The sequence below is a fragment of the Streptomyces sp. V2I9 genome (genome assembly GCF_030817475.1).
GTDB lineage: Bacteria > Actinomycetota > Actinomycetes > Streptomycetales > Streptomycetaceae > Streptomyces.
Window position 1 is genome coordinate 32,897 of sequence record NZ_JAUSZJ010000003.1, and the last position, 24,527, is coordinate 57,423.

Sequence of the window (24,527 nt, forward strand, 5' to 3'; positions counted from 1 at the left end):
CGAGCCTCTGTGTCCGCCCCTGCGGGGGGCGTTTCAGGTGCGGTGCGGGTCATTCGGGTGCTCCGTCGCCGAGCTGGTCGCGGATCAGGTTGATCAGCTCGTCGTCGTCCGCGGCCTGGATGCGGTCGGTCGCGGTGTTCTCCGCGGCGGCCGGCCGGTCGGCGGTCCATCGGTCGAGGAATGCCTGCAGGCGGACGGTGACCCGTGCCCTGGACAGTCCGTCCGGCGGCGAGTCGGCCATGGCCGCTTCCAGGGTGTCCAGTGCCCCGATGAGCGGCTCGATGTCGGTGGCCGGGCCGGCGCCGGGGAGTGTGGCGTGCAGGTGGTCGGCGAGGGCGGCGGGTGTCGGGTAGTCGAAGACGATCGTCGAGGGGAGGGGTGTGCCGCACTGGCGTGCCAGCAGGTCGCGGAATTCGACGGCGGTCAGCGAGTCGAAGCCGAGGTCCTGGAAGGGGCGGGTGCTGTCGATCTGCTCGTGGGCGGCGTAGCGGAGTACGACGGCCAGTGCGCTTCTGATCACCTCTGTCAGTTCGGTGAGGCGTTCGGCGGTGGTCAGGGTGGCGAGTCGGGCTCGCAGGCCGGTGTCGGTCTCCTTCTCGGTGGGTGGGTCGGCCGGTGCCGGGGTGGCGGCTTCGGGCAGTTCGCGCAGGAGGGGGCTGGGCCTGGTGGAGGTGAATGCCGGGGTGAACCGGGTCCAGTCGACGTCGGCGACGGTCAGGTTCGTTTCGCCGCTGTCGACCGCCTGGGCCAGTGCGGCGATCGCGAGGGCCGGGTCGAGGGGTGCCAGGCCGCGGCGGCGCAGGAATTCTTCCGCTTCCCCGGAGACTGCCATGCCGGCTTCGGCCCAGGGGCCCCAGGCGATCGAGGTGGCGGCCCGGTTGTGGTGGGCGCGGCGTCGGGCGAGGGCGTCGAGGTAGGCGTTGCCGGCTGCGTAGAGTGCTTGGCCGCCGCTGCCCCAGGTGGCGGCGATGGAGGAGAAGACGACGAAGAGTTCGAGGTCGGTGTCTTCGGTGAGTCGGTCGAGGTGGGTGGCGCCGAGCATTTTGCCGTCGGTGATCTTCGTGATGTCGGTGAGCGGGGTGGTTGCGACCGGGCCGGTTTGGGCGGTGCCGGCGGCGTGGACGATGCCGAGCAGGGGGCGGTCGGCGGGTATGGCGGCGAGCAGTTCGGTGACCGCGTTCGGGTCGGCGATGTCGCAGGGGGTGATGGTGGCCTGTGCGCCGAGGTTTCTCAGTTCGGTGAGCAGGTCGTCGGCTCCGGGTGCCTGTGTGCCGCGGCGGCTGGTGAGGAGCAGGTCCGACACTCCGCGTTCGGCGAGCCATCGTGCGACCGAGGCGCCCAGTGCGCCGGTGCCGCCGGTGATCAGGACCGTGCCGGGTCGGGAGGGTGTCCAGGCCGGTGCGGTGGGGTCGGACCGGTCGGCTCGGATGAGGCGGCGGGCGTGGAGCCGGCCGTCGCGGAGGGCGAGTTGGTCTTCGTCCGTGTCGCCGCGTAGTGCGGTGGCGAGGTGGGTGAGGTCGTGGTGGCCGTGGGTGGGGAGGTCGATGAGGCCGCCCCAGCGGTGGGGGTGTTCCAGTGCCACGGTTTGTCCGAAGCCCCAGAGTCGTGCGTGTTCGGCGCGGGTGATGGGGTCGGTCGTGTCGATGGCGACGGCGCCGCGGGTCAGGGTCCACAGGGGGGCGGTGAGTTCGGTGTCGCCGAGGGCTTGGACGAGGGTGAGGGCCACTGCGAGTTCGGCTCGGTGGCCTGCCGGGTGGACGATTCCGCGGAGGTCGTCCGTCGCGGTTGCGGCGAGTCGGGTGGCCAGTCGGTGCCGGTCGGGGTGGGTCGGGTCGATGGTCAGGGGGAGGACGTGGGCTCCGGCGGTGCGGAGTGCGTCTTCGATGTCGGTGTTGTCGTCGCCTGTCTCGGTGACGAGGAGCCAGGTGCCGTCGAGGGTGGTGGCGGGGGTGGCGACCGGGGTCCATGCGACCTGGTAGCGCCAGTTGTCGACCGTCGCGCGCTGTTGTGAGTGCCGTCGCCAGGACGAGAGTGCGGGCAGGACTTCGGCCAGGGCCTCGGGTGGTGCGGGGAGCCGGAGGGTGTCGGCGATCTCGGTTGCGTCCTGGCGTTCGACCGCCGCCCAGAACCGGGATTCGCCGGGGGGCAGGGCCGGTGCGGGGGCCGGGGCCGGGGTCGCCGGTTCGGGCCAGTAGCGGTCGCGCTGGAAGGCGTAGGTGGGCAGGGTGATCTGCCGGCCGGGTGCGGGTACGGCCGCGTTCCAGTCGACGTCGGCGCCGAGGGCCCATATCCGGCCGAGGGCGGCCCACGCTGTGCGTACCTCGTCGCGGTCGCGTCGCAGGACGGGGGCGAAGGCGCCGGTCGCGCCGGACCGGCGGGCCATCGCGCACAGCACGCCGTCGGGGCCGAGTTCCACGAAGCGGGTGACGCCGTGTTCGGTCAGCCGGTGTACGGCGTCGGCGAATCGGACGGTTTCGCGTACCTGTCGGATCCAGTAGTCGGGGGTGGTCGGGTCGGCTCCGGCCATGGCGGGGATGAGGGGGATGCGGGGTTCGGCGAAGGTCATCGAGCCGGCGGTCTTCGCGAATTCGGCGAGCATGGGTTCCATCAGGGCCGAGTGGAAGGCGTGGGAGACGGTGAGGCGGCTGGTCCTGCGGCCTTGGGCCGTCCACTTCCCGGCGAATTCCTCGACCGTGCGGGTGTCGCCGGAGACCACCACCGAGGTCGGGCCGTTGACGGCGGCGATGTCCAGGCGGCCTTGGACCGCTTCGAGGACGTCCTCCTCGGTGGCTTCCACGGCGAGCATGGCCCCGCCGGCGGGGAGGGCCTGCATCAGGCGGCCGCGTTCCGCGACGAGGGCGCAGGCGTCGGTCAGGGAGAGGATTCCCGCGCAGTGGGCGGCGGCGATCTCTCCGACCGAGTGTCCGAGCAGGACGTCCGGGGTCACTCCCCAGGATTCCAGCAGCCGGAACACGGCGACCTCGACGGCGAACAGTCCGGCCTGGGTCCACATGGTGTCGTCCAGGCCGTCGCCGTCGAAGACGACGTCGCGCACGGGGCGTTCGTGCTTCAGGTCGAGCTCGGCGCAGACCGCGTCGAAGGCGTCGGCGTACGCCGGGAACGTCTCGTACAGTCCCCGTCCCATGCCGGCGCGCTGGGTGCCCTGGCCGGTGAAGAGGAACGCGGTGCGGCCTTCGCCGGCGGTCTCCGAGATCAGGTCGGTGGCGGGTTCGCCGGCGGCGAGTGCGGTGAGGCCTGTGAGGAGGTCGTCGTGGCTGTCGCCCAGGATGACCGCGCGGTGCTGGAGGTCGGCGCGGGAGAGCAGGGATCTGGCGATGTCGGCCGGTGCCGGGGGTTCGGGGTGTGTGGAGAGGGTGTCGTGCAGTCGCCGGGCTTGTGCGGCGAGTGCGGTGGCGGTGCGGCCGGATATCAGCCAGGGCGGTGTGGTTCCGGCGGCCGGGTGGCCGGCCGGGGTTTCGTGCGGGTGGCCGGCCGGGGTTTCGTGGTGGGCCGGGGCCGGTTCGGCTTCCAGGATGATGTGGGCGTTGGTGCCGCTGATGCCGAAGGAGGAGACGCCGGCTCGGCGCGGGCGGCCCGTTTCGGGCCACGGTCGTGCCCGGGTGAGGAGTTCGACCGCGCCGGCGGTCCAGTCGGCCTGGGGGGTGGGTTCATCGGCGTGCAGGGTGGGCGGCAGTGTGCCGTTGCGCATGGCCAGGACCATCTTGATGACGCCGGCGACGCCGGCGGCGGCCTGGGTGTGGCCGATGTTGGATTTGATCGAGCCGAGCCAGAGCGGGCGGTCGGTGTCGCGGTCCTGGCCGTACGTCGCCAGGAGTGCCTGGGCCTCGATGGGGTCGCCCAGGCGGGTTCCGGTGCCGTGGGCCTCGACCGCGTCGACGTCGTCCGGGGCCAGGCCGGCCGTGGCGAGCGCCTGGCGGATGACCCGCTGCTGGGCGGGCCCGTTGGGGGCGGTCAGACCGTTGGACGCACCGTCCTGGTTGACCGCGCTCCCCCGCACCACCGCGAGGACTTCGTGGCCGTTGCGGCGGGCGTCGGAGAGCCGCTCCACCAGGAGGACGCCGGCGCCTTCGCCCCAGCCGGTGCCGTCGGCGTCGGCGGAGAAGGCTTTGCAGCGTCCGTCGTGGGCGAGGCCGCCCTGCCGGGCGAACTCGGTGAACGCGGCTTCGGTGGACATGATGGACACGCCGCCGGCGAGTGCGAGATCGCATTCGCCGCGCCGCAGGGCCTGGGCGGCGAGGTGGAGCGCCACCAGGGAGGACGAGCAGGCGGTGTCGATGGTGAGTGCGGGTCCTTCCAGGCCGAAGGCGTAGGAGACCCGGCCGGACAGTACCGCGGCCGCGTTGCCGGTGGCGGTGTGGGCGTCGAGGCCCGGGTCGCCGGCTCCGGCCAGCACCACGGGGTAGTCCTGTCCGTTGGTGCCGACGAACATGCCGATGGACCGGCCGCGTACGGCGTGGGGGTCGATTCCGGCGGATTCGAAGGTTTCCCACACGGTTTCGAGGAGGACTCGTTGCTGGGGGTCCATGGCCATGGCTTCGCGTGGGCTGATGCCGAAGAGTCCGGCGTCGAAGTCCGCGGCTCCGTCGACGAAGCCGCCGCGCCGGGCGAGGGTGTCGGGCAGTGCGGTGAGGTCCCAGCCCCGGTCGGTGGGGAAGGCGGTCATGGCGTCGACCTTGCCGATGAGCAGGTCCCACAGGTCGTCGGGGCTGGTGACGCCGCCGGGCAGCCGGCACGCCATGCCGACGAGTGCCAGGGGCTCGTCGGGGTCGGTGGCGGTCGGTGCGGGGGGGGTGGCGGCCGGGGTGTGGGGGTGTTCGTCGCCGAGGAGTTCTCCGCCGAGGAACTGTGCCAGTTCGGTGGGGGTGGGCCGGTCGAAGACCAGGGAGGCGGGCAGTCGCAGTCCGGTGCGGGTGGCGGCGAGGTTGCGGAATTCGACGGCTGCCAGGGAGTCGAAGCCGAGGTCCCGGAACGCCTGGCCGGCGCCGACCGCTTCGGCCGAGTCGTGTCCCAGGACGGTTGCCGCCCAGGTGCGGACCGCTGCGAGCAGCAGTGCGTGGCGGCGGGCTGCCGGGGCGGCGGTGAGTTCCGCGCGGAGCTGCTGGGCGGGTGTGGTGTCGGTGGCCGGGGTCCGGGCGGAGGCTGCTTCGGGCAGTTCGGTGAGCAGGGCGCCGGGGCGTGTGCCGGTCGGTCCGGCGGCGTACCGCGGCCAGTGGATGTCGGCGATCATCGGGTCCTGGTCGCCGGTGAGGGCTCCTGCCAGGGCGGTGAGGGCCAGTTCGGGGTCGAGGGGGGACAGGCCGCCGCGTCGTAGCCGGTCGGTGACCGTCGGGTCGTCGGCGGCCATGCCGTCCCGGGCCCAGGGGCCCCAGGCGATCGAGGTGCCGGGGAGTCCGCGGTGCCGGCGGGTGTGCATCCACGCGTCGACGAAGGCGTTGGCGGCGGCGTAGTTGCCCTGTCCCGCGCTGCCGAGTGTCGCGGCGAGCGAGGAGTAGGCGACGAAGAAGTCCAGTGGTGTTCCGTGGGTCGCTTCGTCCAGTGCGACCAGTCCGGATGTTTTCGCCGCCAGGACGGTGTCGAAGCGTTCGGGGGTGAGCGTGTCGAGTGTGCCGTCGTCCAGTACTCCGGCGGCGTGGACGACTCCGATCAGGGGGTGGTCGTCGGGGAGGCGCTCGAGTGCGCCGGTCAGGGTGGTGCGGTCGGTGATGTCGCCGGTTTCGACGGTGACCTTGGTGCCGCGGGCGGCGAGTTCGGCGACGAGTTCGGGGATGCCCGGTGCCCGGGTGCCGCGTCGGCCGATGAGGACGATGTGGGGTACGCCTCGGTCGGCGAGCCAGCGGGCGGTCGTCGTGCCGAGTGCTCCGGTGCCTCCGGTCACCAGTACGGTGCCGGGCCGGGACGGCGTCCACGGGGTGGTGCGGGTGGTTCCGGCGCGTACCAGGCGGCGGCCGTAGACGCCGGCTGCGCGGACCGCGATCTGGTCCTCGCCGGTGTGGCCGCCGAGGACGGCGGCGAGGCGTGCTCCTGCCCTGGTGTCCAGTACGGGCGGGAGGTCGATCAGGCCGCCCCAGCGGTCGGGGTGTTCCAGTGCGGCGACGCGGCCGAGTCCCCAGATCTGGGCGGGTTGCGCGGCGGGGGCGGTGTCCGACGGTCCGACGGAGACGGCGCCGGTGGTGAGCGCCCAGAGGGGGGCGTCGATCTCGGCGTCGCCGAGGGCTTGGAGCAGGCGCAGGGTGAGCCGGAGGGAGGCGGGTGTCGTGGAGTGGGTGGTGGGGTCGTCGGCCCAGGCGGCGAGGGAGATCACTCCGCTGAGCGGGCCGGTTCCGGCGAGTTGTGCGGCGAGGGCTGCTCGGTCCGTGCCGGTGGGGGTGAGGTGGACGGTTTCGGCGCCCGCGTCGGCGAGTGCGGAGGACAGCTGCCGGGTGGGGGCGGGGGTCGGCTGTTGTTCGGGGGTGATCACCAGCCAGCGGCCGGTCAGTACGGGGGTTGTGGGCAGGTCGGGGACCGGGCGCCAGGTGGTGAGGTAGCGCCAGGAGTCGATCGCGGACTCCTTCTGCTGCTGTCGCCGCCAGGTGGAGAGGACCGGGAGTGCCGCGCCGAGCAGGTCCGGGGTGCTGGGGTTGTCCAGGAGGTCGGCGAGGGCGTCGATGTCCTGGTGTTCGACGGCGTCCCAGAAGCGGGAGTCCGTGGTGCGGGGGGCCGGCCGCGCGGCCTCGGCGGTGGTGGTGCGGGGCCAGTACCGGTCGCGTTGGAAGGGGTAGGTGGGCAGGGTGGTGCGGCGGCCGCCGGGGGTGAGTGCGGACCAGTCGGCGTTCGCGCCGTCGGTCCACAGCCGGGCGAGGGCGTGCAGCGCGGTGGTGGTGTCGTCGCGGTCGGCCCGGAGGACGGGGGCGGCGGTGGCGTCGAGGTCGGCCTGTCGGGCCATTCCGCACAGCACTGCGTCGGGGCCCAGTTCCACCAGGCGGGTGATGCCTTCCTGTCGCAGCGTGTCGACCCCGTCGGCGAAGCGGACGGTTTCGCGGACGTGTCGTACCCAGTAGTCCGGGTTGGAGAGGAGTCCGGGCGCGGCGAGCCGGCCGGTCAGGTTGGACACGAGGGGGATGCGGGGCTCGGCGAAGCCGGTCTGCTTCAGCACCGTGGCGAATTCGGCGAGCATGGGTTCCATCAGGGCCGAGTGGAAGGCGTGGGAGACCGTGAGGCGGTGGGTGCGGCGCCCCTGCGCCGACCAGGTCGCGGCGAACCCGTCGACCGTGGCGGTGTCGCCGGAGACCACCACCGAGGTCGGCCCGTTGACCGCCGCGATGTCCAGACGGCCCTGTACGTCGGCGGCCACCTCTTCCTCGGTGGCCTCCACCGCGAGCATCGCCCCACCCGCAGGCAGAGCCTGCATCAGACGACCGCGGGCCGCGACGAGCCGGCACGCGTCCACGAGCGAGAACACCCCCGCACAATGAGCCGCCGCGATCTCCCCCACCGAATGCCCCAGCAGGACATCGGGAACCACACCCCACGACTCCAACAACCGGAACACGGCGACCTCCACCGCGAACAACCCGGCCTGGGCCCACACCGTGTCGTCCAGACCACCACCACCGAAGACGACCTCACGCACCGGACGCTCCAGATACGCATCCAACTCCGCACAGACCGCATCGAACGCACCCGCATACACCGGGAACGCCTCGTACAACCCCCGGCCCATACCCGCACGCTGAGCACCCTGACCGGTGAACAGGAACGCGGTCCGGCCCCGGCTGGTCTCCGCCGCGTGGGTGTGCGGGGCGGTCGAGCCGTCGGCCAGTGCGGCGAGGCCGGTGAGGAGTTCGTCCCGCTCGGTGCCGAGGACCACCGCGCGGTGGTCCAGGGCGGCGCGGGTGGTGGCCAGCGACCAGGCGACGTCGTACGGGTCGGCGGGGTGCCGGGTCAGCAGTCCGCGCAGTCGGGCGGCCTGGGCGCGCAGTCCTTCGGCGGTCTTCGCGGACAGTGTCCAGCCCAGGGGGCGCGGGGTGCGGGCGGGTGCGGGTGCCCGGTCGTCGGGGGCCGGGGCGTTCTCCAGCACGATGTGCGCGTTGGTGCCGCTGATGCCGAACGAGGACACGCCGGCCCGGCGGGGCCGGTCGGAGTGCGGCCAGGGGCGGGCTTCGGTGAGGAGTTTCACCGCGCCGGCGGTCCAGTCGACGTGCGGGGTCGGTTCGTCCACGTGGAGGGTCGCGGGGAGGGTGCCGTGGCGCATGGCCATGACCATCTTGATGACGCCGGCGACGCCGGAGGCGGCCTGGGTGTGGCCGATGTTGGATTTGATCGAGCCGAGCCAGAGGGGGTGGTTCTCGTCCCGGTCCTGCCCGTAGGTCGCCAGGAGTGCCTGGGCCTCGATGGGGTCGCCCAGGCGGGTTCCGGTGCCGTGGGCCTCGACCGCGTCGACGTCGTCCGGGGCCAGGCCGGCCGTGGCGAGCGCCTGGCGGATGACCCGCTGCTGGGCGGGCCCGTTGGGGGCGGTCAGCCCGTTGGACGCACCGTCCTGGTTGACCGCGCTCCCCCGCACCACCGCGAGGACTTCGTGGCCGTTGCGGCGGGCGTCGGAGAGCCGCTCCAGGACCAGGACGCCGGCGCCTTCGCCCCAGCCGGTGCCGTCGGCGCTGCCGGCGAAGGATTTGCAGCGTCCGTCGGAGGCCAGGCCGTCCTGGCGGGCGAACTCGGCGAACGCGGCGGGTGACACCATGACCGTCACCCCGCCGGCGAGGGCCATCTCGCATTCGCCGTTGCGCAGCGCCTGGGCCGCCCAGTGCAGGGCCACCAGGGACGAGGAGCAGGCGGTGTCGACGGTGACGGCCGGGCCCTCCAGGCCGAAGGTGTAGGCGACGCGGCCGGAGATCACGCTGTTGGCGGTGCCGGCCAGGCGGTATCCGTCGGCGCCTTCGAGGTCGTCGCCCGGGCCTCCGTAGCCGGAGGCGGAGGCGCCGGCGAAGACGCCGACGGGGCGGCCGCGCAGGGAGCGCGGGTCGAGTCCGGCCGATTCGAACGCTTCCCAGGAGACTTCGAGGAGGAGCCGCTGCTGGGGGTCCATGGCGAGGGCTTCGCGTGGGCTGATGCCGAACAGGGCGGCGTCGAACTGGGTGGCGTCGTCGACGAATCCGCCGCGGGCGGCGGTGCCGGTCACGATGTCGCTGGGCCATGCGCGGTCGGCGGGGAACTCGGCGATGCCGTCGATGCCGTGGGCGACGAGGTCCCAGAGTTGCTCGGGGTCGCGTACTCCGCCGGGGTAGCGGGCGCTCATGCCGACGATCGCTATGGCGTCGTCCTCGACGCGGGCAGTGGGGGTGGGGGTGGGGCCGGTGGCCGGGGCGGGGTGTTCGAGCAGTTCGGCGGTGAGGTGGTCGGCCAGTGCGGTGGGGTTGGGGTGGTCGAAGACCAGGGTGGCCGGCAGGGCCAGTCCGGTGTCGGCGCCCAGGAGGTTGCGCAGTTCGACGGCGGTGAGCGAGTCGAAGCCGAGGTCGCGGAAGGAGCGTTCGGGTTCGATCGCTTGAGGGGAGGGGTGGCCGAGGGAGACGGCGGTGCGGGCCCGGATCAGGTCGAGGAGCATGCCGTGGCGGCGGGCGGCGGGTGCTGCGGCCAGTTCGTCGCGGAAGGTGGAGCTCCGGTCGGTGGTGGGGGCCGGGGCGAGGGCTGTGGTGGCTTCGGGCAGGTCGGTGAGCAGTGCGCTGGTGCGGCCGGAGGTGAAGGCGGGGGCGAAGCGTTCCCAGTCGACGTCGGCGACGGTCACACAGCTCTCGTCGAGTTCCACCGCGCGTTGGAGGGCGCGGACGGCGAGGTCCGGTGCCATGGCGTTGAGGCCGTGGCGGTGGAGGTATGCCTCGGCTCCGTCCTGTCCGGCCATGCCGTCGCCTTCCCACGGGCCCCAGGCCACCGAGGTGCCGGTGTGTCCGTGTGCGCGGCGCTGTTCGACGAGGGCGTCGAGGTGGGCGTTGGCGGCGGCGTAGACGCCTTGTCCGCCGCTGCCCCAGGTGGCGGCGATGGAGGAGAAGACGACGAACAGGTCGAGGTCGGTGGTCCGGGTCAGTTCGTCGAGGTGGGTGGCGCCGGTCGCCTTGGCGGCCAGGACGCGGGTGATCTCGGTTTCGTCGGTGTCGGCGAGCGGTACGGCCTGGGGGGCGCCGGCCGCGTGCACGATGCCGGTCAGGGGGTGTTCTGCGGGGATGGTGTCCAGGGCGGCGGCCAGCGCTGTGCGGTCGGTGACGTCGCAGGCGGCGATGGTGACCCGGGTGCCGTGGGCGGCGAGTTCGTCGGCCAGGGCGGTGGCGTTGGGGGTGTCGGGGCCCCGGCGTCCGAGGAGCAGCAGGTGGGGTGCGCCTCGTTCGGACAGCCAGCGGGCCACGTGGGTGCCGAGGGCTCCGGTGCCGCCGGTGATGACGATGGTTCCGGTGGGTGTGTAGGGGGTGGTGGCGGGTTCGTGGGTGGTGGCGCGGGTCAGGCGGCGGCCGTAGGCGCCGGAGGTGCGTACGGCGATCTGGTCCTCGTCGGTGCCGCCGGCCAGTACGGACAGCAGGGTGCGGGTGGCGCGGTCGTCGAGTTCGGCCGGGAGGTCGATCAGGCCGCCCCAGCGGTGGGGCTGTTCGAGTGCGGCGACGCGGCCGAGTCCCCAGGCTTGTGCGTGGGGGACGTGGCGCAGGGGGTCGGAGCGGCCGATCGACACCGCCCCGCTGGTGAGCATCCACAGGGGTGCGTCCAGGCCGGTGTCGTCGAGGTGTTTCAGCAGTGCCAGCGAGGCGGTGACCGTGTCGGTGGTGGGGGCCAGGGCGATGACGGCGGTGACGTCGGCGGAGGCGCCCGGTTCCTGGCGGCCGGTTTCGGGGTCCAGCAGGGTGGCTTGTGCGCCGGCGGTGCGGAGTGCGTCGGCGATGCGGGCGGCCTGTTCGGCGTCGGCCGGGTCGGCTGCGACGAGCCAGGTGCCGGTGAGTGCGGGGGTGGTGGTGAGGTGGTTGAGGGGGGTCCAGGTGACGCGGTAGCGCCAGGATCCGATCACTGATTCCTGGTGGCGGGAGCGCCGCCACCGGGAGAGGGCGGGGATGACGGCGTTCAGGTGGGGGGAGGCGTCGGGCAGGTCGATGGTGTCGGCGAGTTCGGTGAGGTCGGTGCGGTCGACCGCGGCCCAGAAGCGTGCTTCGTCGGCGTCGGCGGGGGTGGCCGGGTGGGTCGTCGGGGTGTGCGGCTGGGGCCAGTAGCGTTCCCGTTGGAAGGCGTAGGCCGGGAGGGGGGTGGGGCGGCCGGTGGGCAGGACGGTCTGCCAGTCGATGGTGGTGCCGGTGGCCCAGAGGCGGCCGAGGGCGGTCAGGGCGGTTTCGTGTTCGTCCCGGTCGCGGCGGAGTACGGGTGCGAACACGGCGTCGGGGATGCTCTGTTGTGCCATGGCGCAGAGCACTGCGTCGGGGCCGACCTCGACGAAGCGGGTGACGCCGCGGTCGGCAGCTTCGTGTATGCCGTCGGCGAATCGGACGGTTTCGCGTACTTGGCGCACCCAGTATTCGGGGGTGGGGAGCGTGGCGTCCGTCATGGCGGGGATGACGGGGATGCGGGGTTCGGCGTAGCTGACGGTTTTCACGGTGGTGGCGAATTCGGCGAGCATGGGTTCCATCAGGGCCGAGTGGAAGGCGTGGGAGACCGTGAGGCGGTGGGTGCGGCGCCCCTGCGCCGACCAGGTCGCGGCGAACCCGTCGACCGTGGCGGTGTCGCCGGAGACCACCACCGAGGTCGGCCCGTTGACCGCCGCGATGTCCAGACGGCCCTGTACGTCGGCGGCCACCTCTTCCTCGGTGGCCTCCACCGCGAGCATCGCCCCACCCGCAGGCAGAGCCTGCATCAGACGACCGCGGGCCGCGACGAGCCGGCACGCGTCCACGAGCGAGAACACCCCCGCACAATGAGCCGCCGCGATCTCCCCCACCGAATGCCCCAGCAGGACATCGGGAACCACACCCCACGACTCCAACAACCGGAACACGGCGACCTCCACCGCGAACAACCCGGCCTGGGCCCACACCGTGTCGTCCAGACCACCACCACCGAAGACGACCTCACGCACCGGACGCTCCAGATACGCATCCAACTCCGCACAGACCGCATCGAACGCACCCGCATACACCGGGAACGCCTCGTACAACCCCCGGCCCATACCCGCACGCTGAGCACCCTGACCGGTGAACAGGAACGCGGTCCGGCCTTCGCGGACGGTGCCCGTGACGACGTCGGCGGCGGGGTCGCCGCAGGCCAGCGCGGTCAGTCCCGCGAGGAGTCGGCCGTGGCCGTCGCCGATGACCACCGCGCGGTGGTCCAGGGCGGTCCTGGTGGTGGCGAGCGACCAGGCGACGTCGTGTGCGGGGGTGTCGGTTGCGGTGAGGGCGGTTGCCAGGCGTTCTGCCTGGGCGCGCAGTCCTTCGGGGGTGTGTGCGGAGATCGGCCAGCCGAGGGGGCCGGGCGGGGGTGCGGGGGTGGGGTGGGAGGGTGCGGGTGCTGCGGCTTCCAGGATGACGTGGGCGTTGGTGCCGCTGATGCCGAACGAGGAAACGCCGGCCCGGCGGGGCCGGTCGGAGTGCGGCCAGGGGCGGGCTTCGGTGAGGAGTTCGACCGCGCCGGCGGTCCAGTCGACGTGGGTGGTGGGTTCGTCGGCGTGCAGGAGCGTCGGCGGGAGTTCTTCGTTCCGCATCGCCAGCACCATCTTGATGACGCCCGCGACGCCGGCGGCGGCCTGGGTGTGGCCGATGTTGGATTTCACCGAGCCCAGCCGGAGCGGGCGGTCCGGGTCGCGGTCCTGGCCGTACGTCGCCAGGATTGCCTGGGCCTCGATCGGGTCGCCGAGCTTGGTGCCCGTCCCGTGGGCCTCGACCGCGTCGACCTCCGGTGCGGTGAGCCGCGCGTTGGCCAGGGCCTGGCGGATGACGCGTTCCTGGGAGGGGCCGTTGGGGGCGGTCAGTCCGTTGGACGCGCCGTCCTGGTTGACCGCGCTCCCCCGCACCACCGCCAGGACCTCGTGGCCGAGGCGTTCGGCGTCGGACAACCGCTCCACGAGGAGCAGGCCGACGCCCTCGGACATACCGGTGCCGTCGGCGCGGGAGGAGAACGCCTTGCAGCGTCCGTCGGAGGCCAGGCCGCGCTGGCGGTCGAACTCGGTGATCACGCCGGGGGTCGCGAGGACGGTCACGCCGCCGGCGAGGGCCATCTCGCACTCGCCGTTGCGCAGGGCCTGGACGGCCAGGTGGAGTGCCACGAGGGAGGAGGAGCAGGCGGTGTCGACGGTGACGGCCGGGCCCTCCAGGCCGAAGGTGTAGGCGAGGCGGCCGGAGGCCACGCTGGTGGTGGTGCCGGTCATCAGGTGGCCGAGTGCGTTGTCCGGGAGTTGCATGCCGACGCCGTACTGGGCGTGGGCGGCACCGATGAACACTCCGGTGGGGGTGCCGTGGGCGTCGGAGGTGGCGATTCCGGCGGACTCGAACGCTTCCCAGGCGGTTTCGAGGAGCAGTCGCTGCTGCGGGTCCATGGCGAGGGCCTCGCGCGGGGAGATTCCGAAGAGTGCGGCGTCGAACTCCGTCGCTCCGTCGAGGAATCCGCCGCGTGCCGCTTCGGCGGCGACGATGTCCAGCGGCCAGCCCCGGTCGGTGGGGAAGGGGGTGGTCGCGTCGACGCCTTCGCGGACGAGGGGCCACAGGTCTGCCGGGGAGGTGACTCCGCCGGGCAGCCGGCAGGCCATGCCGACGATCGCGATGGGTTCGCCGGGGGCGGCGGCGGCCGTGGGGCGGGGGGCCGGTGCGGGGGCGGGTTCGCCGCCCAGGAGGGTGCTGAGGTGGTCGGCCAGGGCGGTGGGGGTCGGGTGGTCGAAGACGAGGGTGGCGGGGAGCCGGAGGCCGGTGGCGGAGTTGAGCCGGTTGCGGAGTTCGACGGCGGTGAGCGAGTCGAAGCCGAGGTCGCGGAAGGCGTGGCGGGCGCCGACGGCGTCGGCCCGGGCGTGGCCCAGTACGGTCGCGGCGTTGCCTCGGACGAGGTCGAGTACGAGGTCGCGCCGGTCGGGGGCGGACAGTCCGTGCAGCCGGGTGGCGAGCGCGGTGTGGTTCTCCTCGGTCCGGCCGGCTGCGCGCCGGCCGGTGGGACGGATCAGGCCGCGCAGCAGTGCGGGGACCTCGCTGCTGCGGGTGAGGTCGAGGGGGATGGGCAGCAGGTGCGGGGTGGGTGAGGCGGTCGCGGCGTCGAACAGTGCCAGGCCCTGTTCGGTGCCCAGGGTGGCGACCTTGCGGTTCGGGGTGGGGGTGGTGGCGTCGAGCAGGTGGCCGGTCATGGTGCTGGCCTGCTGCCAGAGGCCCCAGCCGAGGGACTGGGCGGGCAGCCCGTGGGCGCGGCGGTAGGAGGCGAGGCCGTCGAGGAAGCTGTTGGCGGCCGCGTAGTTGGCCTGGCCGCCGGTGCCGAGGGTGGCGGAGGCGGAGGAGTAGAGGACGAACAGGGCCAGGTCGTGGTCGGCGGTCAGTTCGTGGAGGTTGAGGGCGGCGTCGACCTTGGGGCGGAGCACCGCCTCGACCCGTTGGGGGGTCATCGCTGCGAGGACGCCGTCGTCGAGGACGCCGGCGGCGTGTATCACGCCGGTCAGCGGGTGCTGGTCCGGTAGCGCGGCGAGTACGGCGGCGAGTGCGGTGCGGTCGGCGGCGTCGCAGGCCGTGACGGTCGCGCGGGCGCCCAGGGCGTGGAGTTCGGCGAGGAGTTCGCTCGCGCCGGTGCTGTCGGGGCCCTGGCGGCTGAGGAGGGTGAGGTTGCGTACGCCGTGTTCGGTGACCAGGTGCTTGGCGAGGAGGCCGCCGAGGGTGCCGGTGCCGCCGGTGATGAGGACCGTGCCGTCGGGGTCGAGCGGTGTCGGCACGGTGAGTACGTTCTTGCCCACGTGCCGCGCCTGGCTGATGTGCCGGAAGGCGGGTACGGCGTCCCGTACGTCCCAGGCGGTGACCGGCAGGGGGTGCAGTGCGCCGGTGTTGAAGAGGTCGAGGATGTGGCTGAGGATCTCCCGGACCCGGTCGGGGCCGGCCTCGGCGGGGTTGAAGGCCTGGTAGCGGACGCCGGGGTGGTCGGCCGCGACCTGTGCGGGGTCGCGGAGGTCGGTGCGGCTCAGGTCGGCGAACCGGCCGCCGTCGCCGAGGAGGCGCAGGGAGGCGTCGACGAATTCGCCCGCCAGGGAGTTCAGCACCACGTCCACGCCGTGGCCGCCGGTGGCGGCCCGGAAGTGTTCTTCGAACGCCAGGGTCCGGGAGGAGGCGATGTGGGTGTCGTCGAGTCCGGCGGTGCGCAGGGTGTCCCACTTGGTGGGTTTGGCGGTGCCGAAGACCTCCAGGCCGAGGTGGTGGGCGAGTTGGACGGCTGCCATGCCCACGCCGCCCGCGGCGGAGTGCACCAGTACCGATTCGCCCGGCCGGGCGTCGGCCACGTCCACCAGCCCGTAGTAGGCGGTGGCGAACGCGACCGGTACGGCGGCCGCGCGGGCGAAGGACCAGCCCTCGGGGATGGGGGCCAGCAGGCGGTGGTCGGTGACGGCGGCGGAGGCCATGCCGCCGGTGAAGAAGCCGAAGACCCGGTCTCCGACGGTGAGTCGGGGGACGCCGGGGCCGATCTCGGTCACGATGCCGGCGGCTTCGGCGCCCATCCGGGCCTGGTCCGGGTACATCCCGAGTGCGAGGAGTACGTCGCGGAAGTTGACGCCGGCGGCGCGTACGGCCACCCGTACCTGGCCGGCGGTGAGGGGGGCGTCGGCGTCGGGTGCGGGGATCGGCGCCAGGTTGTCGAGGGTTCCCTCGTCGGTGACGTCCAGTCGCCAGGCGTCGGGGCCGGCGGGGAGGGTGAGGTTGTCGTCGGTGTGGGGGCGGGCGAGGCGGGGTGCCCGTGCTTCGCCGTCGCGTACGGCGAGTTGGGGTTCGCCGTCGGTGAGGGCCCAGATCGGCCAGATGTCGTCGTCGGTTCCGGCGGGGTCGCGGTCCAGCAGGACGATGCGGCCGGGGTGTTCGGACTGTGCGGAGCGCAGCAGGCCCCAGGCCGCCGCTCCGGCGAGGTCGGTCACGGTCTGGCCGGGCAGGGCGGGGACGGCTCCGCGGGTGACGACCACGAGGCGGGTGTCGGGGTAGCGGTCGTCGGTGAGCCAGTTCTGGACGGTGTGGAGCACGTCGCGGGTGGTGCGGTGGACGGTGTCCGCCGACAGGTGTGTGCCGGGGGCGGGGAGGGTGAGGACGGCGACGGGGGGCGGTGCGGTGCCGGGGTCCGGGATCGGTCCGGCGGGGTCGAGGCGCAGCCACGGGGTGGTGTCGGGCGGGGTGGTGCCGGGGTCGGGCAGCCTGGTCCAGTCGAGGGTGAACAGGGCGTCGCGCAGGTGCTGTTCGCTGTTCTGCCGCAGGTTTTCGGGGGTGATCTCGCGCAGGACGAGGGTGTCGACGGTGATGACGGGGGCGCCGGTGGGGTCGGTGGCCCGGACGTTCAGGCCGTCGGAGGTGGTGGTGAGGGTGACGCGCAGGGTGGTCGCTCGGGTGGCGTGGAGTGTGACGCCGTTCCATGCGAAGGGGAGCCGGGTGCCGGTTCCGCTGCCGGTGCCGGTGGTGACCGCGACGGCGTGCAGGGCCGCGTCCAGCAGTGCGGGGTGGATGCCGAATCCTGCGGCGTCGACCGTGTCGGGGAGTTCCACCTCGGCGTGGAGGATGTCGCCGTCGCGCCATACGGCCCGCAGGCCCTGGAACGCGGGGCCGTAGCCGTAGCCGGCGTCCGCCAGTTCGTCGTAGAAGCCGGCCGTGTCCACCGGGCGTGAGCCGGGGGGCGGCCAGGTCGTCGCTTCCGCTGGGGTGTTCGCGGGGGTCTCGCCGAGCAGGCCGGTGGCGTGGCATTGCCATGGGGCGTCGTCGGAGGGCCGGGAGAACACTTCGACGGGGCGGGCGCCGGTTTCGTCGGGGGTGCCGACGGTGACCTGGAGGGCGGCACCTGCCCGGGTGGGGAGTACGAGCGGTTTCTGCAGGATCAGTTCGCGCAGGAATCCGCTGCCGACCTGGTCGCCGGCGCGGAGGGCCAGCTCCGCGAAGGCGGTGCCGGGCACGAGGATCTGTCCCCGTACGGTGTGGTCCTGGAGCCAGGGGTGCGAGGACTGCGACAGTCGTCCCGTCAGTACGGCGCCGCCGTTCGGCAGGGCGACGGACGCGCCCAGCAGGTGGTGGTCCAGGCTTTCCTGTCCCACGGCCGACACGTCGCCGGAGGCCACCGGGCGGGGCCAGTAGCGTTCGTGTTGGAAGGCGTAGGGCGGGAGTTCGACACGGTGTCCGGCCGGGAGGACCGAGGCCCAGTCCACGTCCGCACCCGCGACCCAGGCCTCGGACAGCGCGGTCAGGAAACGCTCCCCACCACCCTCACCACGACGCAGCGAACCCACCACCACCACATCCGCACCCACCGCCTCGGCCGTCTCCTGCACACCGACCGCCAGAACCGGATGAGGACTGCACTCCACGAACACCGACCGCCCATCGGCCAGCAACGCACGCGTCGCATCCTCGAACCGCACCGTCGAGCGCAGATTCTCGAACCAGTACCCCGCACCCATCGACGCCGTATCGACCACACCACCCGTCAACGTCGAATACAACGGCACCCCGCACGACACCGGCACCACACCCGCAAGATCCGACAGGATCCGCTCCCGCAACTCCTCCACCTGCACCGAATGCGACGCATAATCCACCGGAATACGGCGAGCCCTCACCCCCCGCACCTCACACAACCCCAACAACTCCTCCAACGCCTCCGCCCCACCCGACACCACCGTCGACCCCGGACCGTTGGCCGCCGCCACCGACAACCGCCCACCGAAACCACCGATGAGCCCCTCCACCACCACCCGGCCCTCCGCGACCGACACCATCCCCCCACCACCGGACAACGACACGATCGCCCGGCTCCGCAACGCCACCACCCGCGCCCCGTCCTCCAACGACAGACCACCCGCCACCACCGCCGCAGCGATCTCCCCCTGCGAATGACCCACCACCGCCGACGGAACCACCCCACACGCCCGCCACAACCGCCCCAAAGACACCATCACCGCCCACAACACCGGCTGCACCACATCCACCCGGCCCAGCAGACCCTCATCACCACCCTCCATCACCTCCAGCAACGACCAGTCCACCCACCGCCCCAGAGCCCTCTCACACTCCACCAACGACTCCCGGAACACCCCCGACCACCCAGCCAGCTCACGCCCCATCCCCACCCACTGCGAACCCTGACCCGGAAAGACGAACACCACGTCTCCGGGGGTCACTCGGCCCGATACGAGGCCCGGCGACGCCAGGTCCCGCGTCGCCGCGTCCAGGGACGCGGCCGCGCTGTCGCGGTCCGCGGCCAGCACGACGGTGCGGTGTTCCAGGGCGGCGCGGGACAGCAGCGAGTGGCCCACGTCGGCCAGTCGGGGGCCGGTGGTGGCGGAGATCAGCGTGTGCAGGCGGTCCGCCTGTCCCGCGAGGGCGGTTTCCGACTTCGCCGACAGGACCAGTGGGACCGGCCCGGAACCCTCGGGCTCCGGCGCCCCGGCACGCACCTGCTCCGGGTCCGGCTGTGGCTGTGGCTGTGCCTGTTCGATGATCACGTGGGCGTTGGTGCCGCTCATCCCGAACGACGACACCCCCGCACGGCGCGCACGGCCCGTCTCCGGCCACGCCCGCGACTCCACCGCCAGCCTCACCCCACCGGCCGACCAGTCGACGTGCGGGGTCGGCTCGTCGACGTGCAGGGTGGCCGGAATGGTCCCGGCGCGCAGGGCCTGGACCATCTTGATGACGCCGGCGACGCCGGCGGCGGCCTGGGTGTGGCCGATGTTCGACTTCACCGAGCCCAGCCACAGCGGCCGGTCCTCGTCACGCCCCCGGCCGTAGGTCGCCAGCAGCGCCTGCGCCTCGATCGGGTCACCCAGCCTGGTCCCGGTGCCGTGCGCCTCCACCACGTCCACGTCCGAGGTGGAGAGTCCCGCGCCGGCCAGGGCCTGGCGGATGACGCGTTCCTGGGAGGGGCCGTTGGGGGCGGTCAGCCCGTTGGACGCGCCGTCCTGGTTGACCGCGCTCCCCCGCACCACCGCCAGGACCTCGTGGCCCAGGCGTTCGGCGTCGGACAGGCGCTCCAGTACCAGGACGCCGACGCCCTCGGACCAGCCCGTGCCGTCCGCCGCGCCGGCGAACGCCTTGCAGCGCCCGTCGGCGGCGAGGCCGCCCTGACGGCTGAACTCGGCGAAGATGCTCGTGCCCGTCATCACGGTCACGCCGCCGGCCAGTGCCCTGTCGCACTCGCCGTTGCGCAGCGCCTGCACCGCGAGATGCAACGCGACCAACGACGACGAGCACGCCGTGTCCACGGTCACCGCAGGCCCTTCCAGGCCGAACGTGTACGCCACCCGGCCCGAGATGACGCTGTTGGAGCCGCCCGCCAGCACGTGTCCCTCCGCGCTGGTGAAGAGGTCGGTGCCCTGGCCGTAGCCGGAGGTCGAGGCGCCGATGAGGACGCCGGTGCGGGTGTGGTTCTGCGAGAGCGGGTCGATGCCGGCGTGCTCGAAGGCCTCCCAGGCGGCTTCCAGCAGCAGTCGCTGCTGGGGGTCCATGGCGAGGGCCTCGCGCGGCGATATCCCGAAGAGTGCGGCGTCGAACTCCGTCGCCCCGTCGACGAATCCGCCGCGGCGGGCGTAGCCGCCGTCGGCGTCCTCGGGCCAGCCGCGGTCGGTGGGGAAGTCCGAGACGACGTCGCGGCCCGAGGCCACCACGTCCCACAGTTGCCCGGCCGAGTTGGCTCCGCCGGGGTAGCGGCAGCTCATGCCGACGATCGCTATGGGTTCGTCGGTGGTCGCGGAGGGGTGCGCCGGGGCCGGGTCGGCGGCCTCGGAGGTGTCGCCGAGGAGCCGGCCGAGGAGGTGGTCGGTCAGCGCGATCGGCGTCGGGTGGTCGAAGACCAGGGTGGCGGGGAGGGGCAGCCCGGTCTCGGAGGTGAGCAGGTTGCGCAGTTCGACGGCGGTCAGCGAGTCGAACCCGAGGTCGCGGAAGGCGCGGCGGGGCTCCACCACGGCGACGCTCGTGTGCCCCAGGACCAGCGCGGTGTGGGCGCGGACCGCGTCCAGCAGCAGCCGGTGGCGTTCGGAGGCGGGGGCGGCGGTGAGCGTGTCGCGGAGTTCGGTGGAGGGGGTGGCGGTGTCGGTGGTCCCGGTGAGCGGTTGCTGTGCGTCGGGGAGTTCGGACAGCAGGGGGCTCGGGCGTGCGGAGACGAACGCCGGGGTGAACAGGTTCCAGTCGACGTCGGCGACGCTCACGGTGGTCTCGTCGTGGTCGACGGCGGTCGCAAGGGCCCGCAGGGCGATGTCGCGGTCCATCACCGACAGGCCGCGGCGGCGCAGGAAGCCGGCGACCTCGTCGTCGGCGGCCATGCCGACCTCGGCCCACGGTCCCCAGGCGATCGCGGTGGCGGTCAGGTCTCGGGCGCGGCGGTGCTCCACCAGGGCGTCGAGGTAGGCGTTCCCGGCGGCGTAGGCGCCCTGGCCGCCGCTGCCCCAGGTGGCGGCGATGGAGGAGAAGACGACGAACAGGTCGAGGTCGTCGGTGAGTTCGTCGAGGAGTGCGGCGCCGGTGACCTTGGCGCGCATCACCTCGGCGACGGCCTCCTCGTCGGTGTCCAGCAGCTGGGCGGAGACTCCGAGGCCGGCGGTGTGCACGACACCGGTGAGGGGGAATTCGGCGGGTACGGCGGCCAGTGCCGCGGCGAGTGATTCGCGGTCGGCCACGTCGCAGCCGACGACGGTCACGCGGGTGCCGGACGCTTCGAGTTCGGCGGTGAGTTCGCTCGCGCCGGGTGCGTCGGCGCCGCGGCGGCTCAGCAGCAGCAGGTGCGGTGTCCCGCGCCGGGCGAGCCATCGGGCGACGTCACCGCCCAGCCCTCCGGTGCCGCCGGTGACCAGTACGGTGCCGGGGGTCGTCCAGCGGGGTGCGGTGCCCCGGGGCAGGGGGGCGCGTACGACGCGGCGGCCGTAGGCCTTTCCGTCGCGGAGGGCGACCTGGTCCTCGTGGGTCGTGCCGCCGAGCAGCGCGGCCAGCCAGGGGCCGGTGGTGGTGTCGCTGTGGGCGGGCAGGTCGATCAGTCCGCCCCAGGTGGCGGGGGCCTCGAGTGCGGCGACCCGGCCGAGTCCCCACACGGGTGCCTGTTCGGGGTGGAGCAGTGGGTCGCCGTCGCCGGTGGACACCGCGCCGCGGGTCAGGCACCACAGGGGGGCGGTGAGCCCGGTGGCGGCCAGCGCCTGGTAGGTGCGCAGCAGCGGTGCGAGGCCGGTGGGGTCCCAGGGGCGTGGGTGGGTGCCGCCGAGGAGGGTCACGATGCCGTCGGGGGCGGCGGCGGTCAGCCGTTCGGTGAGGGTGGCCCGGTCGTCGTCGGGGGTGAGGGTGAGTTCGGTGACCTGTGCTCCGGCGGTGCGCAGGGCGTCGGCCACGTCGTGGGCGGGGTCGCTGTCGTCGGTGGTGACGAGGAGCCAGGTTCCGGTGAGGGAGGTGCCGGGGGTGGTGGTCAGGGGGGTCCACCGCGTCCGGTAGCGCCAGGACGCGAGGGTGGATTCCTGGCGCAGGGACTGGCGCCAGGCCGACAGGGCGGGGACGAGGTTCGTGAGGGTTTCGGGGGTGTCGCGCAGGTGGAGGGTGTCGGCGAGTTCGGTGAGGTCGGCTCGTTCCACCGCTTCCCAGAACCGGTCCTCGTCCGGGGAGGCGGACGGCTGGGCGGTGTCCGTGGCGGTGGGGGCGTCGGGCCAGTAGCGGCGGCGCTGGAAGGCGTAGGTGGGCAGGTCGATCCTGCGGCCTTCGGGGAGCAGGGTGTGCCAGTCGAGGTCGGCGCCGGAGGTCCAGAGCCGGGCGAGTGCGGTCAGTGCGGTGGTGGTGTCGTCCCGGTCCTTGCGCAGGAGGGGTGCGAACACGGCGTCGGCGGCGGTCTGCTGGGCCATGGCGCAGAGCACTCCGTCGGGGCCGAGTTCCACGAAGCGGGACACGCCCTGTTCCCGTAGCCGTGTCACTCCGTCGGCGAACCGGACCGTGTGCCGTACCTGCCGCACCCAGTACTGCGGGTCGGACATCAGTCCGGGTTCGGCCAGGTCGCCGGTGAGGTTGGAGACGATGGGGATGACGGGGTCGGCGAAGTCCAGTGTCCGTATCGCGTCGGTGAATTCGGCCAGCATGGGTTCCATGAGGGCGGAGTGGAACGCGTGGGAGACGGTGAGCCGGCGGGTGCGGCGTCCCTGTTGCGTCCAGTGGGCCGCCAGTGCGTCGATGGCCTCGTGGGAGCCGGAGACCACCACGGAGGTGGGGCTGTTGACGGCGGCGATGTCGGCCTGGCCGGTGAGGGTGTCGAGGACCTCGGTCTCGGTCGCTTCGACGGCGAGCATGGCTCCGCCCGAGGGCAGTGCTCCCATCAGCCGGGCGCGTGCGGTGACGAGTCGGCAGGCGTGCGGCAGGGAGAGGACTCCGGCGCAGTGCGCGGCGGCCACCTCGCCGATGGAGTGGCCGAGCAGCAGGTCGGGGGTGAGGCCCCAGGACTCCAGCAGTCGGAACGCGGCGACCTCGACGGCGAACAGGCCGGCCTGGGCCCATGCGGTGTGGTGCAGTTCGGGGCCGCCGTCGAACACGACGTCCTTGAGGGGGCGGTCGCCGTCGGGGTCCAGTTCCGCGCACACCGCGTCGAAGGCGCGGGCGAACGCCGGGAAGGTTTCGTACAGTCCGCGGCCCATGCCGGCGCGTTGTGAACCCTGGCCGGTGAAGAGGAATCCGGTCCTGCCCTCGTCCGCCGTTCCGGTGACGACGCCGCCGGCGGGGAGGGCGGCGGCCACGGCCTCCAGGCCCGCGCGCAGTTCGGTCTCGTCGGCGCCGAGGACCACGGCGCGTCGGGTGAGCGCGGCCCGGGTGGTGGCGAGCGACCAGGCGACGTCGGCGGGGTGTTGCGGGAGGCGGTGGGTGAGGCGTTCGGCCTGTGCGCGCAGTGCTTCGTTCGTCTGTGCGGACAGGGGCCAGAGCAGGGGTGCCGGGTGGGGGTCGGTGGTGGGGGTGGTGGGCTGCTGGGCCGGTGTGTCCTCGGGGGTGTGTGCCGGTGCTTCTTCGAGGATCAGGTGGGCGTTGGTGCCGCTGACGCCGAACGCGGAGACGCCGATGCGGCGTGGTGTTTCGTGGCGGGGCCAGGGGCGGGCTTCGGTGAGCAGGCGGACGCCGCCGCCCTCCCAGGTGACGTGGGGGGTGGGGACGTCGGCGTGCAGGGTGCGCGGGAGTGTGCCGTGGTGGAGTGCCAGCACGCTCTTGATGACGCCGACCACGCCGGAGGCGGCTTGGGAGTGGCCGAGGTTGGACTTGGCGGAACCGAGCCACAGGGGGCGGTCGTCGGTGCGGTCCTTGCCGTAGGTGTCCTGCAGTGCTTCGAGTTCGATCGGGTCGCCGAGCGCTGTTCCGGTGCCGTGTGCCTCGACGGCGTCGATGTCGGCGGTGGTGAGCTGGGCGTTGGCGAGTGCCTGGCGGATGACGCGCTGCTGGGAGGGGCCGTTGGGTGCGGTGAGGCCGTTGGACGCGCCGTCCTGGTTGACCGCGCTGCCCCGGATGACGGCGAGGACGTCGTGGCCGTTGCGGCGGGCGTCGGAGAGCCGTTCGATGAGCAGGACGCCGACGCCTTCGCTCCAGCCGGTGCCGTCCGCGTCGGCGGAGAACGACTTGCACCGCCCGTCGGAGGCCATGCCGCCCTGCTTGCCGAATTCGGTGAAGGCCGCCGGGGTGGTGATCACGGCGACGCCGCCGACCAGCGCGCGGCCGCATTCGCCCTGCCGCAGCGACTGGACCGCCAGGTGGAGGGCGACCAGGGAGGAGGAGCAGGCGGTGTCCACGGTGACGGCCGGGCCTTCCAGGCCGAACACGTAGGAGAGGCGGCCGGAGAGCACGCTGCTGGCGGTGCCGGTCAGCTGGTAGCCCACGGTGGAGTCGGGCATCCGGCCCACCGTGTCGTATCCGGAGGGTGAGGCGCCGACGAAGACGCCGGTGTCGCTGCCGGCGAGGGTGTGCGGGTCGATGCCGGCGCGTTCGGCGACCTCCCATGCCGCTTCGAGGAGCATGCGCTGCTGGGGGTCCATCGCCAGGGCCTCGCGCGGGTTGATCCCGAACAGTGCGGCGTCGAACTCGGCTGCGTCGGGGACGAATCCGCCGCGGCGGGTGTAGCCGCCGGTTTCCTCCACGGTCTGGGTCCAGCCGCGGTCGTCGGGGAAGTCGACGATCGCGTCGGTGCCGTCGGCGAGGAGGCGCCAGAGGTCATCGGGGGCGCTGACGCCGCCGGGCAGTCGGCAGCTCATCGCGACGACGGCGATGGGTTCGCGGGCCGCCCTGCGCATCTCCCGGTTCTGCTGGCGGAGCCGGTCGACTTCCTTGAGCGAGGCCCGGAGTGCCTCGACGGCCTTGTCGCTGCGAGTGTTCATCGAG

1 protein-coding gene is annotated in these 24,527 nt (G+C 73.1%); it reads right to left on the minus strand.

The genetic code is table 11. The annotated features are described in order from the left end of the window. Nucleotides 1-49 precede the first annotated feature (49 nt). Nucleotides 50-24,523 carry a type I polyketide synthase gene (locus QFZ71_RS30120; protein ID WP_307671664.1) on the minus strand — a complete coding sequence of 8,158 codons (24,474 nt, stop codon included), beginning with the start codon at nucleotides 24,521-24,523 and terminating at the stop codon, nucleotides 50-52. Between the last annotated feature and the right edge of the window lie 4 nt (nucleotides 24,524-24,527).

What these genes read in the sequence shown, in the direction of transcription:
- QFZ71_RS30120 (WP_307671664.1), bottom strand. Translation starts at nt 24,523, where the DNA reads ATGAACACTCGCAGCGACAAGGCCGTCGAGGCACTCCGGGCCTCGCTC.